Below are 15,930 nucleotides of genomic sequence, written 5' to 3'. Positions count from 1 at the left end.
CGGCACCTCGGGCACGGCAGGCACCTCGAGTACGACGGGACCCTCAGGTACAGCAGGACCCTCAGGTACAGCAGGTCTGCACGGCAGGCACCTCGAGTACGACGGGACCCTCAGGTACAGCAGGTCTGCCGGCACCTCGGGCACGGCAGGCACCTCGAGTACGACGGGACCCTCAGGTACAGCAGGACCCTCAGGTACAGCAGGTCTGCACGGCAGGCACCTCGGGTACGGCGGGACTGTGGCACGTCGGGTATGGCGGGACTGTGGCACGTCGGGTATGGCGGTGTCGGTTTGGCTGGGTCATAGGACGGGCTACGTGCTGCCGGGGGCGTTGGAAGGATTCGGCTCCCCTGATCTGCTGCAGCACAACAGCCTCCTGCCTGCATGCCTGCGGGTAGGAGGTTGTTGTGTTGTCCGGCGTCGACCGGTATCAGCCCACGGCTGCAAAGGCGGCCGCTTGCTCGAGTGCAGCCTGGCCGGCCCGCCATCGCGAGCGACCGTCAATGGTCTCCTCGCGGTCGGGTGGCTCGGTGTCCGGCGGCGCTGCACGTCCGGGTGGCTGGGCGTGTGGCGGTGCGGTGCGTCGCACTGTGGCGGGGGCTGGTCCGGGTTCGGCCCAGCTGGGGCGGGCGACGCGGACGATGCCGTCGAGGACGGTGAGGTGCCAGCGGCCTCTGTGCAGGTCGGTGTGGTGCCGGCGGCACAGCAGAGCCAGGTTCGAGACCTTGGTGTCGCCGCCGTCGATCCAGGAGACCAGGTGATGGGCGTCGCACATCACCGGCGGCGCCCCACAGACCACACAGCCACGGTCACGCGCCTCCAGGGCGCGGCGCATCGCCTTGGTGACCAGGCGTTCGCGGCGGCCGACGTCGAGGGGTTCGGAGTTCGAGCCGAGCACCAGTGGGATGATGTTCGCGTCGCAGGCCAGCCGCCGGATCGTGGCGGCTGATAGCCCGCCGCTGTAGACGGTGCGCCCGATCGCGTCCGCGGTGGCGGCTTTGAGGTCGTCGAAGTCGATCGTGACGGTGATGTTGGCCTTGGCGCCGTGCCCGGCGACCTGACCACCCGTGTCCGCGGCGCTGGCTGGGCCCGCGCTATCGGCGGCGGGTCCGGCGGTGTCCCATGCGGCGGCGGCGATGCTCAAGGCGGTGGACAGGGCGTCGGCCTGGCGCTTGTCGCGTGGGCGCGGGTCGTGTTCGCCGTCGACGGTCTTGTGCGGGCGGGCCCCGGCATGCACGACCGCCCGCAGCAGTTCGGCGTTCTCGTTGGCCAGGAAGCCCTTGAACTTCACGCCGTTGTCCGCGGCCGACAGCGTCAAGGACTCCCGTTCATACGCCTTGTGTTCCTCGGGTTCGGGGCCGTCGGAGTCCAGCAGGTCGGCGATCTCCTTCGCGGCCGTGCGCAGTTCGCCGGGCGACAGGTGACCGGCGAGCCCGACCAGTTGCTCCGCGGCCGCGTCGAGGTGCTCCACCGGGACCCGTGAGCGGACCCGGTCCAGCCCGAACACGATCGCGGCCGCCTGCGCCGGACGCACCAACCACCCACCGTCCCCGGATCCGCTGTCGCCCGGTCCGCCCTCTTCGGGTCCGCTGTCGTCGGCGGTGTCGGTGGTTGCGGAGGAGGCCGTGCGGTCGAGAGCGGCCGCCACGGCCGGGTACTGCGGGGCGGCCTGGGCCAGCCGCAGGGTGCGGCGGGCGGCCGGGGCGTCCAGCCGGTACCGGAACCGCAGCAGCTCGGCAGTGTCGCGGGCGCCGAGCTCAGCGGCGTACCCGGTGGACTCGATCGCGGCGATCACGCTCAGCCGGTACGCCTCCCGGCGGGCCAGCTCGGCCTCCACCTCGTCGAGAGTGGACAGCAGTTCGCTGCCACTCATCGACCACACCGGCCGCTCGCCCAGAAGCTCCATGGCATTGACTCTAGACGGCGCCACCGACAGTTTCCGAGCGAGAATCCCCTTATTTTGTGGGCTTTTCGTGGGCCCACACCAGCAAACACCATTCGCCGTACGACTGCACCCGCTCGGCCCGGACCTGTTTACGAAAGTGACTGGTGTGGTTGTGCGGCGTGGAGTTCGGGCCTGGGTGTGGCCTCCGCGGTAGGGGTTGCTCGACGGTGTGCGGTGCCGGGGTCGGCTGCTCCTGACACGAGGTGCCGATTGGTACGGTCCGTGGCGGCGGGCCTGTGCGTTGTTCGCGTGCTGGCAGTTGCTCGGCGTGTGGGACGAACTCGGGCCGGTGGCAAGGTCGGCTGGCAGGTCTCGGTGGACTCCACTACCGCCCGGGCCCATGTGCATGCCGCAGGTGCCCGCCGCGACAGCACCCACCGCGTGCCCGACGACCACGCGCTGGGGCGATCGCGCGGTGGCTGGTCAACCAAGATCCACTTGGTCTGCGAACGCGACCGGCAGGCGCTGCCACGCCCGGCCAGGCCGGCGACTCACGCGCCAACCGCACCACCTGGCGCGCCGAGGCACGTCGCGACCCGCTACGAACCCGCCGTCCGCTTCGCCGCCACCGCACGCACCGCCACCATCGACCGCTGGCTCGTCGGCGTACCAGGTGTAGGTCGACCGCCTTTCTCTTCCCGCCGGCAGGTCAGCCTTTGAACTTCTTGGCTGCGGCCGCTAGTTGGGCGGGGGTCATGCCGGTGTCCTTCTGGAGGGCTGACTCGCCCTGGGCCGAGAGGTCGACGTACAGGGTGGCCAGTTTCTTTTCGCCGAGTTTGTCGGCGAGGTATTCGACGATCCACCAGCTGGTGCCGTAGGCCAGGTCTGCGTCGCCGTCGAAGGTCGCGGTGCTGGGGAGGGACTTGAGCTTCGGCAGGTACGCCGTGCGGACGCGTTTGCGGTACGGGTCGACGGACCAGTGCGGGTCGTCCTCGATCGAGCGGCAGCGGACGTACTCCGCCAGTCCCTCGACCGCCCAGATCGGCGTGTTCATCCCCAGCGTCGCCGTCGCAACGTGCGTCATCTCGTGCACGAGCAGGTCCTTGTCGAGCCGCTTGCGCAGCGCTGGGTTCACCACGATCCGGCTGCCGATCGGCCGCCCGACGGGCTTGCCCATCTGCTCGCCCTCGAACAGCGTGACGGCCTTCGCGGCGATCGTCCAGCCGTCGCCTCTGCCGGCCGTCCAGAGCGTCGACATCACCCGCACCTGCGGCATCGCGACGACCAGCACGGCGCCGTTCCACGGTCGTTTCCAATGCCTGCGGACCGACTTCACGGCCTGATCCGCGGCCGACGCGACCTTCTTGCCGAGCGCCGCCTCGCGCTTGTCGACGACTACGACGACCTTGCCCCGCCGGACCAGCTGGACCTCCTCGAAGTCCCACGGCTGCCGGTGCCCGGCCTCGGTCAGGGTCTCGTCGAACCCGGTGTCGTCGACCAGCACCCAGGTCCCGCGGCGCGGCACGAACGTGTACCCGAGGTCGGTCTGCACCGGCCGCGGGTCCAGCCCGCCGATCTGGTACCGCATCATCACCCGCGTCGAGAACGCCGTCACCCCGAACTTGTCGACCAGCGCCGGCGAGTCCTGGAACGCGTCCGCGGTGAAGTACTGCAGCGTCGCGAACCCGAACTTCCGCAGGTTCGTGAACAGCATCCGCTGCCGGGCGACGAGCTCGGCCTGCTTCGGGTCCACCGCGGCCAGGAACCCTTTCAGGTCGCCCTTCCGCACGGCGACGGCCCGCCGGGCCAGCACGGCGTCGACCGCCTTCTTCCGCGCCGCCTGCTCGGTCGCGCTCAGCTCTCCCGGCGTCTTGCTCGGGGTGCCGGTCTTCGCCAGGACCGCGGTGGCCGGTACGCCGCCGTCCAGCGCCCGGACGGCAACGACCGCGCCGGACGCGGTCAGCGCCAGCGCGGCAACGCCCGCGAACAGGCGTTTCGGGTGTTTCATCGGTGCCCCCTCGGACAGTCGGCTGATCCTAGCCGACTGTCCGAGGGAGTTGTTCAGGCTTTCTGCACCTGACCGGTGCGCTGCTCCAGCCCGACCCGGCTCTTGCGATAGCCGTAGACGGCGTACACCACGAAGCCGAGCACCATCCAGATCGCGAACCGCAGCCAGGTCTCCAGCGACAGGTTCAGCATCAGGTAGAAGCAGATCAGCGCCGCGAGGATCGGGATCACCGGGTTGCCCGGCACCCGGAACGAGCGCTCGATGTCGGGGCGGCTCTTGCGCAGCAGCGGCACCGCGATCGACACCAGGGTGAACGCGGCCAGCGTGCCGATGTTCACCATCTCCTCGAGCTTGCCGATCGGGGTCACGCCGGCGACGATCGCGACGACCACGCCGATGCCGATCGTCAGGCGGTACGGCGTACCCCACTTGGCGTGCGTCTTGCCGAGCTGCCGGGGCATCAGGTGGTCGCGGCTCATCGCGAACACGACCCGCGCGGCGCCGATCATCAAGGTCAGCACGACGGTGGTCAGACCGGCCACCGCACCGGCCGAGATCAGCGTCGCGAAACCGCCCCGGCCGACGGACCGGAACGCCTCGGCCAGTGCGGCCTCACCGCTGATGTCGGTGTACTTCACCATGCCGGTGATCACGATGCAGACCAGCACGTACAGCACCGTGCAGATGGCCAGCGACCCGATGATGCCGCGGGGCAGGTCGCGCTGCGGGTTCCGCGCCTCCTCGGCGGTGGTCGCGACCACGTCGAACCCGATGAACGCGAAGAACACCAGCGACGCGCCCGACACCAGGCCCATCACGCCGAACGTCGACGGCGTGAACCCGAACAGCGCCTGGAACAGCGGCGTCGTGATCGTGACGTCGCCGCTCTCGGCCGGCACGCTCGGCGGGATGAACGGCGACAGGTTCGAGCCCTTGATGTAGAACAGGCCGGCGACGATCACGAACAGCACCACGAACAGCTTGATCGCGACGAGCACCAGGTTGACCCGCAGCGACTCCTTGATACCGATCGTCGCGAGTGTCGCCAGCACCAGGACCAGCAGCATCGCGAGCACGTTGACGTTGCTGTCCGGCCCGATCGACGACGGCCAGCCCAGTCCGATCTGGTCCAGGAACAAGGCAGCGTACGTCGACCAGCCCTGCGCCACGACGCTTGCCCCGAGCATCAACTCGAGCAGCAGGTCCCAGCCGATGATCCAGGCGAAGATCTCACCGAGGGAGAAGTACGAGAACGTGTACGCCGACCCCGACACCGGGACGGTCGACGAGAACTCGGCGTAGCACAACGCGGCCAGTGCGCAGCAGACGGCGGCCAGCACGAAGGACAGTGCGATGCCCGGTCCGGCGTACAGCTTGGCCGCGCGGCCGGTCAGGGTGAAGATGCCGGCACCGATGATGACACCGATACCGAAGACGGTCAGGTCGACCGCGGTGAGGCGTTTCTTGAGCTGGTACTCCGGTTCGTCGGTGTCGGCGATCGACTGCTCGATCGTCTTCTTCCGCACAAGACTCATCTGGCGCCTCCTCGAGGTGGACGGAACCCTTCGAGCCTGTACCTCTGACCGGGTGAGGTCAAACCGCCACTCAGCGTTGCGGCACGTATGTTGTCAGCGACGTCCACAACGTCGCCTCGGTGAGCCCCGTACGGCTCAGCAGGATGCGGTCGCGGGCGGCCTGGTCGGTGCCGTTGCGGGCCATGTCCTCGTACAGTTCCTCGACCTTGCCGAGACCGATCCGGCGCACCAGGTACCGGACCGCCAGCCAGCTCACGCCGTACACGTCGGCGGAGTTCTGGTAGAAGCCGGCGTCGCTGGGCAGCGAGCTCAGCTGCGGCACCGCCTCGTCGACGACCTCCTGCTCCCACTTGCCGACCTCGCCTGCTCCGCTGACCGCCTCGATACCGCTCCAGGACACGTACTCCGCGGCGCCTTCGGCCAGCCACAGCGGTTCGTACCCGCCGAGGTCCGCGGTCGCGACGTGGGTGATCTCGTGCGACAGCAGGATCTCGTCGACCCGGTCGCGCTCGTTCGGGTTGACCACGATGTACCCGCCGGCGACCGTACCGTCGGCCGTCTCCTGGCCGGGCAGCGACGAGAACGTCGTCCCGGTGCTGGCCGCGGACTCGATGTCCTCGTCGGCGAACCTGGCGTCGCGGACCTCGGTCTCGTCGAGCGCGATCACGAACACCGACCCGCTCCACCGCAGCGGCCAGTACGCCGCGACCTCGGCGAGGCCCTCGGTCGCCTCGGCGACGATCGCCCGGCCGCGCGCCGTGTCGCCCTTCTCGACGACGACCAGGACGCGCGGCCCGCGCTGCACCTCGATCCGGCCGAGATCCCAGGCCTCCCGGTGCGCGCCCGGCCCGAGGTCGGAGTCCAGTTCGTCGTCGGCGGTGATCAGCCAGCGGCCGCCGCGGGCGACGAAGGTGTAGCCGAGCTCGGTCGTCACCGGCGTGAAGTCGACCTTCTGGATCTGGTACCGCATCAGGACCCGGACCAGGTACGTCGTCCTGCCGTGGGCCTTGAGCACCGCCGGGTTGAACCGCTCCTCGGCCTGGCTGTAGCCGATCTCGGTGAAGCCCATCTCGACCAGGTTCGCGAACAGGATCTTCTGCTCGGCGCGGAGCTTTTTGTTCGCCGGGTCCACGTCGGCCAGGAACAACGCCTCGTTGCCGGTCTGCACGGCCTGCGCGCGGCGCAGCAGCACGGTGTCGACGGCGACCCGGCGGGCGGCGACGGCCGCGGCGATCCGGGACGGCTTGGTGCCCGTCGCCGGCGGCGGAGCCGGGGTTGCGGTGCGGGTGGCGGCCACCCGCTCGCGGGCGTCCTGCTCGCGCTGTTCAACGGTGTACACGACGCCGCCCGACACCAGGGCAACCGCCACCAGCAGACCCAGCCAGCGGCGGGGTCCCGGCGGACCGGACTTGGGCGTCGTCGCACTCACTTCGGGTCGTTCCCTCCGAGTACCCGGGTGGTCGCAGCCGGGCCACCCTACTCGACGCCCGGCGGTTACGCTGCCGCGGCAGCCTTCAAGGCGCGGAAAAGTCCGGCTTCCGTCATCCCGACGTGCTCGAGCATGATCCGGTCGCGCTCCTGCTGGCTCGACCCGAGCGCGGCCAGCTCGCGGTACAGCGTGCCGACCTCGACCCCGCCGAACCGCGTGAACAGGTAGTCGAGCGCCAGCCAGGACAACGGGTAGGAGCTGTCGGCGCGGGCGAAGAACGTGTCGTCGGTGGGCAGGCTCTTCGCCTTCGCGAGGTACTTCGTCCGCACGTCCAGCCGGTATTGCGTGATCGCCAGCGGTTTCTGCCCGTCCATCGGCAGGAACTCGACGTACGTCGCGGCGCCTTCGACCATCCAGCGCGGGGCGTACGGGCCGTACGGCGCGGTGGCGACGTGGGTGAACTCGTGGGCCAGCGTGCGGGCGTCGACCTTGGCGCGGTTGTGCGGGTTCACCACGACGTACGAGTCGGTCCGCTGCCCCTCGCCGGTGACCTCACCGGGCAGCGTGCGGTACACCCAGGTCGCCATCGCGAGCGCGTCCTCGGCGTTCTTCGGCTGCGTGTAGTCGGCACCCCGGACGATCTTGTCGTCGAGCGCGATCACCACGCCGGAGCCGTTCCAGCCGCCGGGCCAGTTCTTCGAGACCGCCTGCACCGCGCTGCCCGACATCGCGGCCAGCTTGTCCGCGAGGGCCTCCTGACCCTGCTCGACGACGACGAGAACGCGCGGCTCACGCTTGACCAGGATCGGGCCGAAGTCCCAGGCCTCCTGGTGCGAGCCGCGCGGCAAACGCTTGTCCAGATCCGAGTCGGAGACGAGCACCCAGGCGCCGTTCGCGCGCTGGGTGAACGTGTAGCCCAGCATCGCGCGCACCGGGACCAGGTCGATGGCGCGGATCTGGTAGGTCATCGCGACGGCGACCAGGTACGTCGACGGGCCGTACTTCTGGGCGATCGTGTCGTCGTACTGCTGGGCCAGCTGTTGGTAGGCGAGCTTCGCGAAGCCGAACTGGCGAAGGTTCGTGAACAGCGTCCGCTGGCGCGCGACCAGCCGCTTGTCGCCGGCGTCGACGTCGGCGACGAACGCCTGCTCGTTGCCGGTCAGCACAGCCTGCGCACGGCGCTTCAGGACCGCGTCGACGGCCGCCGCCCGCGCGGCCTGGTCGACCGTCGGCGTGCTCGTGGCCGGGCCTGCGACACGATCGCCGGCCTGGCTCGACCGATGCAGGGCGAGGCCGCCGGCCACCGCAATCGCCACCAGGACGAGCGACAGCAGCAGCGGCCAGACCCGCGATCGCCGGCGCGCGGCAGCGTGTCTGCTGTGCCGCCCTGGCTCGGCCATGGGCCGTTAGGCGTTACCCGGACGGCCGCCGGCCGGATCCGGCTCGTTGAGAGCGTGGCCGTGCTGCCGCGTGAGCTGCTCGGTGATCTCCCGCGCCACCTCCTGGCCGGTCAGCCCGATCTCCTGCAGGACCGCGGCCCGCTTGGCGTGGTCGAGGAACTGCTGCGGGATGCCGAAGTCGCGCAGCGGGGTCTGCACTCCCCCGTCACGCAAGGCCTGGGCGATCATCGTGCCGCAGCCGCCGGCGCGGCCGTTGTCCTCGATCGTGGCGACCAGCTCGAACTCCCCGGCCAGCTCGATCAGCTCGGGCGGCACCGGCTTGACCCAGCGCGGGTCGACCACGGTGACGCCGAATCCGTGCGCCTCGAGCCGCTGCGCCACGTCCATCGCGGTCGCGGCCATGGCGCCGATCCCGACGAGCAGCACGTCCTTGCCTGTGCGCCGCAGGACGTCGAGCCGGCCGATCCGGTCGATCGCCTCGATGTCCGGGAACACCTCGCCCTTCGCATACCGCAGGACGGTCGGGGCGTCGTCGACGTCGACGGCCTCGTTGAGGAGCTCCTGGACGCGCTTGCCGTCGCGCGGCGCGGCGAGCCGCAGGCCGGGCACGACCTGCAGGATCGACATGTCCCACATGCCGTTGTGGCTCGCCCCGTCGTCACCGGTGACACCGGCGCGGTCGAGCACGAACGTGACACCGCACTTGTGCAGCGCGACGTCGAGCAGGAGCTGGTCGAACGCCCGGTTGAGGAACGTGGCGTACAGGCCGACGACCGGGTGCATGCCGCCCATCGCCAGACCGGCCGCGCTGGTCACCGCGTGCTGCTCGGCGATGCCGACGTCGAAGGTGCGGTCCGGGAACTCGTCGGCGAACGCGGCCAGGCCGGTCGGGTGCAGCATCGCGGCCGTGATCGCGACCACGTCCGGGCGGCGGTGGCCGATCTTCACCAGCTCGTCGGAGAAGACGTCCGTCCAGCCGCGCGGCTTGTTCGCCGGGCGGATCTGGTGGAAGTTGTCCTCCTCGTCCTGCTCGGCGGCGGCGTAGCCGTAGCCCTTCTTGGTGACCGCGTGCACGATCACCGGGCCGCCGAAGGACTTGGCGTTGCGCAGCGCGTCCTCGAGGGCCTGCCGGTCGTGGCCGTCGACGGGGCCGACGTACTTCAGGCCGAGGTCCTCGAACATGCCCTGCGGGGCGAGCATGTCCTTCAGCCCCTTCTTGACGCCGTGCAGCACCTCGTACATCGGCGGGCCGACGTAGGGCGTGCGGCCGAGGTTCTTCTTGATCAGGTCGAGGATCTTCTCGTACCGCGGGTTGGTGCGCAGGCTGGTCAGGTGCGTCGCCAGGCCGCCGACGGTCGGGCTGTACGAGCGGCCGTTGTCGTTGACGATGACGACCAGCTTCAGGTCCTTGGCGGCGGCGATGTTGTTCAGCGCCTCCCAGGCCATCCCGCCGGTCAGGCCGCCGTCGCCGATCAGCGCGACGACGTGCCGGTCCTCCTTGCGCAGGCGGTACGCCTTGGCGAGCCCGTCGGCGTACGACAGCGCGGTCGAGGCGTGGCTGTTCTCGACGACGTCGTGCTCGGACTCGGCGTGGCTCGGGTACCCGGACAGGCCGCCTTGCTGACGGAGCGTGCCGAACTCGCCGGCGCGGCCGGTGAGCAGCTTGTGCACATACGTCTGATGGCCGGTGTCGTAGACCAGGCGGTCGCGTGGCGAGTCGAACACGCGGTGCATCGCGAGCGTGATCTCGACCATGCCGAGGTTCGGGCCGAGGTGACCGCCGGTCCGGGACACGGTCTCGACCAGCACGTCCCTGATCTCCGCCGCCAGATCAGTCAACTGCTGATCGGTCAGCTTCCTCAGGTCGGCCGGCCCTCCCAGAGTCTCCAGCACGCGCATCGAGCTCCTCCCGCGGGTCGTCCTCGAATACTTGAGTCTATGCATCCCACGCCCGGAATCCGAACTCGGCAACGGCCTTCCGGGCAGTCCCGGGCAATCTCACATTCCAGGACGCCGCCCGGGTGCGCCTGGTTCGAACGTGTGGCTCGTCTCACCTAGGGTGATCGCGTGGAGATGGTGACGACGTTGTTCCGGAAGTACGACGGGCAGCCGCATCGTCTGGTCGAGGCGATCCGGCTCGGCGAGGACCAGTACGGCCTGTGGGTCGGCTCGGTCCCCGGGACGCAGGGCCAGCGCGCCGACGGCAGCTGGCAGACGATCGACCATCACCGGGTCCGCCTGTTCCCGCACGGTCAGTGGTGGAGCGCCCTGTTCAACGACACGCCGCACCAGACCGCGATCTACTGCGACATCACCATGCCGCCCGAGTTCGGCGTCGACTCGGTCACCGCCGTCGACCTGGACCTCGACATCCGCCTGCTCCGCGACGGCACCGTCCGCGTGATGGACGAGGACGAGTTCCGCGACCACCAGATCCGCTACAACTACCCGCCCCAGGTGATCGCCACCGCCCAGGCCACCTGCAACCACCTGGCCGCGACCATCACCAGCACAGAACCCTTCTTGACCGCCTACAAGCCCTACCTGGAGCAGGTCCGCGCGCTGTCGGCAGGCTGAGGCTGTTGAGGTGACCGACCCTCAGGGCTAGGCCCCCCTGAGCCCGTGAGGGCCGATCACGATGACGACCTAGGGCCGGCATCCCACCATGCTCGGTCGCTGTCGGCGACGGGTCCACCGCTGACAGCAAAATTGCAGGAAGTTGCAGTGCTGCTGGGCGCGGCAGCGGGCTCGCGGATGAATATGCTGCGGCGGTGGGGATCACGGTGACGATCATTGACGTGTCGGGGGCGGGGCGGGTCGGGGCGAAAACCCTGCTGGAGGGGATCTCGAGCCGGACGACGCTGCGCGATCTCGTGCGGACGCGGGTCCGGGAGGAGGTGGCGCGCTTCAATACCGCGCCGCAGCCGATCTTCCGGGGACTGGTGATGCCGGAGGGCGGGTCGCCGGCCGAGGACGGGTTCCGGTTGCCTCGACAGCGGCAGCTCGACTGGGAGCGGCAGGCAGATCGGGCGATCGAGGCGTTCGGGCGGAACGGGTTCTTCGTACTCGTGGACGACCGGCAGGTGACCGAGCTCGACGAGCAGCTCGAGCTGACGGCGGATTCGGACATCCGTTTCGTCCGCCTGGTTCAGCTGGTCGGTGGCTGAGCGTGGCAGGCGAGACCGAGGCCGCAGCGCTCGTGGCCGCTGCGCTGCGGGCGCTGGGCAGCCGGTCATGGACGAGTGACGGCGACGTCCGCGCGCTGCCGCAGGTCCAGACGATCCTGCAGGCCCCGGAGACACTGCGGCGGGAGTGCATCCTGACCATCCCGGACCGCATCGACAGTCATCACTGCGCCCAGCTCATGTCGGTGATCGCACGCAGGCGCGTCCGGTTGTCGGCGGAGCACATCGAGCGGTTGCTGGACCTGCGGCCCGGCGAGCGCGAGCAGCCCGAAGCCTGGTGGAGCAGCTGGGCGCTGCGCGGGGTGAGTCGTCAGATCGAGCAGGCGTACGCCGAGCTGTCCGGCGCGGAGCAGGAGCGGTTGAAGCCGCTGCTCGCGCTCGCGGCCGACGAGGTCCAGGACGCCCCGACCGCGACCAGGTTGAGGAAGCTGGCGGGATCTGACGAGGGTCTCCGCGTCGATCTGATCGACGACGGCGACGACGCAGGCCCTCGGCTGCGCATCGCGTTCGAAACGGCGGACGGGCCGCTCGAAGCGCTGGACGCGGCGATCGACCTCCTCGCGGCGTATCCCGACAGCGGACGCCCGTCCAAGAAGTGGCTCGCCGAGGCCGCGCGGGTGATCGGCCGGCTGGCTGGGCCCGCGCGTCTGGTCAGCGCGCTCCTCGATGCGGCGCTCGACGCGGACGACGCCGAGCATTACAAGTACGTCAACAGCGGCAACGAGTCCTTCCTCTGCGGGGCTGTCGCGCTCGCGGGGCTCCTGCAAGACCCGGCACTCCTGCCGCGGCTGCGGCGGCTCGCGCTCAAGACGGTGACCGTCATCGGGGGTCAGTTCGGCCATCCCCGCAGCCTCCGGCTCGCCAACGCCTCGGCGCAGGCGATGGCCGACATCGCCGCGCCGGCGTCCATCACCGAGCTGCTCGCACTCGAACGCTCCGTACGGCACGGGACCCTGCTGAAGCAGATCCGCAAGGCCGTCGACGCGCTGGCCTCGGCGCAGGGCATGACCCGCGACCAGCTTCTGGAACGCGCCGTCGAGACCCATGACCTCGACAGCGACGGCAAGCACCGCACGAAGTTGTCGCGAGGCTTCGCCGAGGTCGTCGTCGACGGAAGTACGGCGTCGCTCGTGTACGTCGACGAGAACGACAAGCCCCGCAAGTCCGTACCCCCGGACGTGAAGCTGGCCAGCGGCGACAAGCTCGCAGCGATCCGCGACCAGCTCAAGGCGATCCGGAAGACGATCGCCGGCGAGCGTGTACGGCTGGACGGCCTGATGGCGGCCGACCGCTCCTGGCCGCTCGACGACTGGCGCAGCTGGTACCTGGACCACCCGGTCACCGGTCGGCTGACACGCACGCTGGTCTGGGTCTTCAGCACGCCGCAAGGGCCGAGCGTCGTCGGCGTTCCGCTCGACGGCGCGACAGCGGTCACCAGCGCGGGTCAGCAGGTCGAGATCCCCCGGCAGGCAGAGGTACGCCTCTGGCACCCGATCCACGCGTCCGCGGACGACGTACGCGCGTGGCGACGGCGGCTGCTCGAGCAGCAGGTCGTCCAGCCGTTCAAGCAGGCGTTTCGCGAGCTGTACGTGCTCACGCCGGCCGAGGAACAGACGCGCGTGTACTCGAACCGCTTCGCCGGGCATGTCTTCGGACAGGTCCAGGCTCGCGCGTTGATGAAGGGGCGCGGATGGTCCCCGGTCGCGGTCGCGTGGTGGGACGACGGCATCGACAACGGCGTGGCCCGGCGGACGTTCGACGCGGCGGGGATCCGCGCCGAGTTCTACTTCGACCCGATCCACGACCTGCAGCCGGCCGCGACCGACCTCTACCCGTACTGCACCAGCGACCAGGTGCGGTTCGTGGACGTCCGCAGTGACGAGTCGGTCGAGCTGGCCCAGGTTCCGCCGCTCGTCCTCACCGAGGCGCTGCGCGACGTCGACCTGTTCGTCGGGGTCACCTCGATCGGCGCCGATCCGCAGTGGCTCGACCGCGGTACCGAGCGCCGCTTCGACACCTACTGGCACACGTACGGCTTCGGTGAGCTGTCCGCGGCGGGCGAGATCCGGCGCGAGGTGCTCGAGCAGCTCGTGCCGCGCCTCGCGATCGCCGACCGGTGCTGGTTCGAGGACCGCTACCTGATCGTGCGCGGCGACCTCCGCACGTACCGGATCCATCTGGGCAGCGGCAACATCCTGATGGCGCCGAACGACCAGTACCTGTGCATCGTGGCCGCCCGCGACGGCCAGGCGCAGAAGCTGTTCCTGCCGTTCGACGACGACCCCGTCCTCAGCCTGGTGCTCAGCAAGGCGTTCCTGCTCGCGAACGACTCCGCGATCACGGACCCCACGATCACCGCCCAGATCAACCGCCGCTGACCCGGCGGCCGATAGGTTGGGCGTCATGCGTGATGTTCGGGTGGTCTATCGCAAGTACGACGAGAAGCTGCACTGGCATCAGTGGATGCGCTATCTGGGCGAGGACGAGTACGGCGTGTGGCTCGGCGCGCCGGCCGGGTCGGTGTCGCAGCGCGGCGACGAGCCGGTGGTGACCCAGGAGCAGGCGCACGTGCAGCTCTTCCCGCGGGACCAGTGGTTCACCGCGATCTTCAACGACGAGCCGCGATACACCGAGATCTACGCCGACATCACCACGCCGGTCGAGTTCTCCGGCGACGTGGTGACGATGATCGACCTCGACCTGGACGTGATCAAGCGCCGCGACGGGACCGTGTTCATCGACGACGAGGACGAGTTCGCCGAGCACCAGGTCAAGTACGCGTACCCGGCGGACGTGATCGCGACCGCCCGCCAGACCTGTGACTGGCTGGTGCGAGCGGTCGCGACCGAGGAGCCGTTCCTCACCGTCTACAAGACGCACCTCGACAAGATCAGGTAGTTCCCGTTCAGGTGCTGCTGTGCTACCGGGCCGCGTGAACGCTGAGGGTGCCGTTCTTGAGCATCATCACGCCGGGGAGCGGGCCGCGCTGGCCGGCGTACATGTCGGCGATCGGGGCGACGGTCAGGTACAGGTTCTGTCCGGCCGGTACGTCGACGGCGACGGCGGGGAGTTCGATCGTGCGTCGGACGCCGCGCGCGGTGGCCTTCTCGCGGAGCGGCATGGTGTTGTTCTGGACGACCTTCGCGGTGAGCGGGCTCGTGCCGACGCTGAGGGCGAAGTACGCCACCGACCGCGGGATCACCGTATAGACGTCCGCGGTCAGCGTGGGCGTGCCGGCGATCGTGATCGGGCCCTTCGCGATCGGCAGGTTGACGGGGAGCCCGGCGCCGGTCGGCGCGACGATCTTGCCGAGCTCGTAGCGCTTGTCGAGGGTCAAATTCCGTTGTGTGAGGCAACGGCCATCGGCGGTCGACAAGTGGTACGCCCCGAAGCCGGTCAGCCCGGTCGCCTGGTGCAGGAGCCGCAGCCGCATGAAGCGGATCGAGAGGTTCGAGAAGGACGGCGATCCGAGCGCGACCGAGCACGGGTCGCCGGCCGTCGCGTAGCCGGGCGGTACGACGCTGGGCAGCGTGTGGCCGCCGTTGTACCCGACGAAGATCGACCGGGCCCGGGCGCGAGCGGTCAGCGCGTGGTCGAAGTTCGCGAGGCCCTGGTTGAGATTGAACAGGTTGTCGGAGATGCCCTGGCCGAACAGCACCGGGACGTCGAGCTTGCGCCCCTGGCGCACGTGCCAGGCCGGTCCGTTGTGCGCGAAGAACGCGTCGAGATCACGTCCGGCCCGGCCCGCCGGCCACGCGCCGGTCGCGATCAGCGCCACGAACGCCTTCGACACCGCCGGCGGCAGATGCGTCCCGCCGCCCGCGAACAGGATCGACAGCCACATCGTCCGGGCGGCCTCCTGCGGCGCGAGGCTCTGCTTGAGGTCCCACCAGGTGATCTCCGGTGCGAGCGCGTCGAAGCGGGTCCGGCCGCGGTCGCGAAGCTCGGTGAAGGCGCCGGCGAACTGGTAGCCGCCGCCGTACGACCCGCCGATGGCACCGATCAGCGGGTCGCCGGGACCCTGCTTCGTCACCCAGCCCAGTCCCGCGACGAGGTCGACGAGCTTGACCACGTCGCGCCCCTCGTAGTCCGGGTTCATCACATGAGCGACGCCGGTGCTCTGGCCGAAGCTGCGCTGGTCGAAACTCAGGACGCCGAAGCCCGCGTCGAGCCACGCCTTGAACGCGGCCGGGTCCGTGGTGCGGCTGCCACCCCAACCGTGGCTGTGGAAGATCAGCGGCACGGTGTGCTGCGCCGAGGCGGTGGCCGGCTTGAACAGCGAGTAACAGATCCGCACGGGCGTCGTCGTACCGGGCTCCGGGACCGACTCCACACATCCGTTGCTGACCGTGTCGGCCGCCGCGGCGGGAACGACCGAGGAGCACAGCAGCGCGACCACTCCGACCAGCCACAGCAGACGACGCATCAGTCACTCCCGGTGATCGACGGATCTCGCTTCGCACACGCTAGAGGACCGGCTGGGACCTG

At 69.8% G+C, this 15,930-nt stretch carries 11 protein-coding genes and 1 pseudogene; 5 read left to right on the top strand and 7 right to left on the bottom strand.

The genetic code is table 11. The features are described 5' to 3' along the window. Nucleotides 1-430: 430 nt before the first annotated feature. Nucleotides 431-1,906, bottom strand: a complete 1,476-nt coding sequence (locus ABZX12_RS06775; protein ID WP_355690516.1) for a DUF222 domain-containing protein — start codon at nucleotides 1,904-1,906, stop codon at nucleotides 431-433. Nucleotides 1,907-2,260: 354 nt separating this feature from the next. Between ABZX12_RS06775 and ABZX12_RS06770 the strand changes: the two are divergent. Continuing rightward, nucleotides 2,261-2,386, top strand: a pseudogene (locus tag ABZX12_RS06770) (IS5/IS1182 family transposase); the annotation flags it as partial. 208 nt (nucleotides 2,387-2,594) lie between these two features. Here the strand turns inward: ABZX12_RS06770 and ABZX12_RS06765 are convergent. The 5 genes from ABZX12_RS06765 to dxs all read right to left on the bottom strand — a co-directional run bounded on the left by ABZX12_RS06765 (nucleotide 2,595) and on the right by dxs (nucleotide 10,156). Then, nucleotides 2,595-3,893, bottom strand: coding sequence for a hypothetical protein (locus tag ABZX12_RS06765; RefSeq protein WP_355690514.1), 1,299 nt, complete (start codon nucleotides 3,891-3,893; stop codon nucleotides 2,595-2,597). Nucleotides 3,894-3,946: 53 nt separating this feature from the next. Then, nucleotides 3,947-5,428 carry an amino acid permease gene (locus ABZX12_RS06760; protein WP_355690512.1) on the bottom strand — a complete coding sequence of 494 codons (1,482 nt, stop codon included), beginning with the start codon at nucleotides 5,426-5,428 and terminating at the stop codon, nucleotides 3,947-3,949. A 70-nt stretch (nucleotides 5,429-5,498) separates the two neighbouring features. Beyond that, on the bottom strand, nucleotides 5,499-6,857 hold the full coding sequence (locus tag ABZX12_RS06755; protein WP_355690510.1) for a hypothetical protein: 1,359 nt from the start codon (nucleotides 6,855-6,857) through the stop codon (nucleotides 5,499-5,501). A 65-nt stretch (nucleotides 6,858-6,922) separates the two neighbouring features. Next, nucleotides 6,923-8,257, bottom strand: a complete 1,335-nt coding sequence (locus ABZX12_RS06750; protein WP_355690508.1) for a hypothetical protein — start codon at nucleotides 8,255-8,257, stop codon at nucleotides 6,923-6,925. 6 nt (nucleotides 8,258-8,263) lie between these two features. Next, nucleotides 8,264-10,156 carry a 1-deoxy-D-xylulose-5-phosphate synthase gene (gene dxs / locus ABZX12_RS06745; protein ID WP_355690506.1) on the bottom strand — a complete coding sequence of 631 codons (1,893 nt, stop codon included), beginning with the start codon at nucleotides 10,154-10,156 and terminating at the stop codon, nucleotides 8,264-8,266. 174 nt (nucleotides 10,157-10,330) lie between these two features. On the opposite strand from dxs, the gene ABZX12_RS06740 reads away from it, so the two are divergent. From ABZX12_RS06740 to ABZX12_RS06725, 4 genes are all read left to right on the top strand, one after another. Next, nucleotides 10,331-10,834: a DUF402 domain-containing protein gene (locus tag ABZX12_RS06740; RefSeq protein WP_355691315.1), complete on the top strand. Its 504-nt coding sequence runs from the start codon at nucleotides 10,331-10,333 to the stop codon at nucleotides 10,832-10,834. Between the two features lie 194 nt (nucleotides 10,835-11,028). Beyond that, nucleotides 11,029-11,424: a hypothetical protein gene (locus ABZX12_RS06735; RefSeq protein WP_355690504.1), complete on the top strand. Its 396-nt coding sequence runs from the start codon at nucleotides 11,029-11,031 to the stop codon at nucleotides 11,422-11,424. A gap of 2 nt (nucleotides 11,425-11,426) precedes the next feature. Next, nucleotides 11,427-13,820 (top strand): DUF4132 domain-containing protein, encoded by a 2,394-nt coding sequence (locus ABZX12_RS06730; protein WP_355690502.1) that lies wholly within the window; start codon nucleotides 11,427-11,429, stop codon nucleotides 13,818-13,820. Between the two features lie 25 nt (nucleotides 13,821-13,845). Continuing rightward, entirely contained in the window at nucleotides 13,846-14,340 is a 495-nt protein-coding gene (locus ABZX12_RS06725) for a DUF402 domain-containing protein (protein WP_355690500.1), read from the top strand. 22 nt (nucleotides 14,341-14,362) lie between these two features. Here ABZX12_RS06725 and ABZX12_RS06720 read toward each other — a convergent pair whose 3' ends face one another. Continuing rightward, nucleotides 14,363-15,868: a CocE/NonD family hydrolase gene (locus ABZX12_RS06720; protein ID WP_355690498.1), complete on the bottom strand. Its 1,506-nt coding sequence runs from the start codon at nucleotides 15,866-15,868 to the stop codon at nucleotides 14,363-14,365. Between the last annotated feature and the right edge of the window lie 62 nt (nucleotides 15,869-15,930).

Source organism: Kribbella sp. NPDC003505 (assembly GCF_040610875.1).
Lineage (GTDB): Bacteria > Actinomycetota > Actinomycetes > Propionibacteriales > Kribbellaceae > Kribbella.
Note: the sequence above shows the minus strand (reverse complement) of the source record. Positions and strands in the feature narration are given on the sequence as shown.

What these genes read in the sequence shown, in the direction of transcription:
- ABZX12_RS06775 (WP_355690516.1), bottom strand. Translation starts at nt 1,906, where the DNA reads ATGGAGCTTCTGGGCGAGCGGCCGGTGTGGTCGATGAGTGGCAGCGAA.
- ABZX12_RS06765 (WP_355690514.1), bottom strand. Translation starts at nt 3,893, where the DNA reads ATGAAACACCCGAAACGCCTGTTCGCGGGCGTTGCCGCGCTGGCGCTG.
- ABZX12_RS06760 (WP_355690512.1), bottom strand. Translation starts at nt 5,428, where the DNA reads ATGAGTCTTGTGCGGAAGAAGACGATCGAGCAGTCGATCGCCGACACC.
- ABZX12_RS06750 (WP_355690508.1), bottom strand. Translation starts at nt 8,257, where the DNA reads ATGGCCGAGCCAGGGCGGCACAGCAGACACGCTGCCGCGCGCCGGCGA.
- dxs (WP_355690506.1), bottom strand. Translation starts at nt 10,156, where the DNA reads ATGCGCGTGCTGGAGACTCTGGGAGGGCCGGCCGACCTGAGGAAGCTG.
- ABZX12_RS06740 (WP_355691315.1), top strand. Translation starts at nt 10,331, where the DNA reads ATGGTGACGACGTTGTTCCGGAAGTACGACGGGCAGCCGCATCGTCTG.
- ABZX12_RS06725 (WP_355690500.1), top strand. Translation starts at nt 13,846, where the DNA reads ATGCGTGATGTTCGGGTGGTCTATCGCAAGTACGACGAGAAGCTGCAC.
- ABZX12_RS06720 (WP_355690498.1), bottom strand. Translation starts at nt 15,868, where the DNA reads ATGCGTCGTCTGCTGTGGCTGGTCGGAGTGGTCGCGCTGCTGTGCTCC.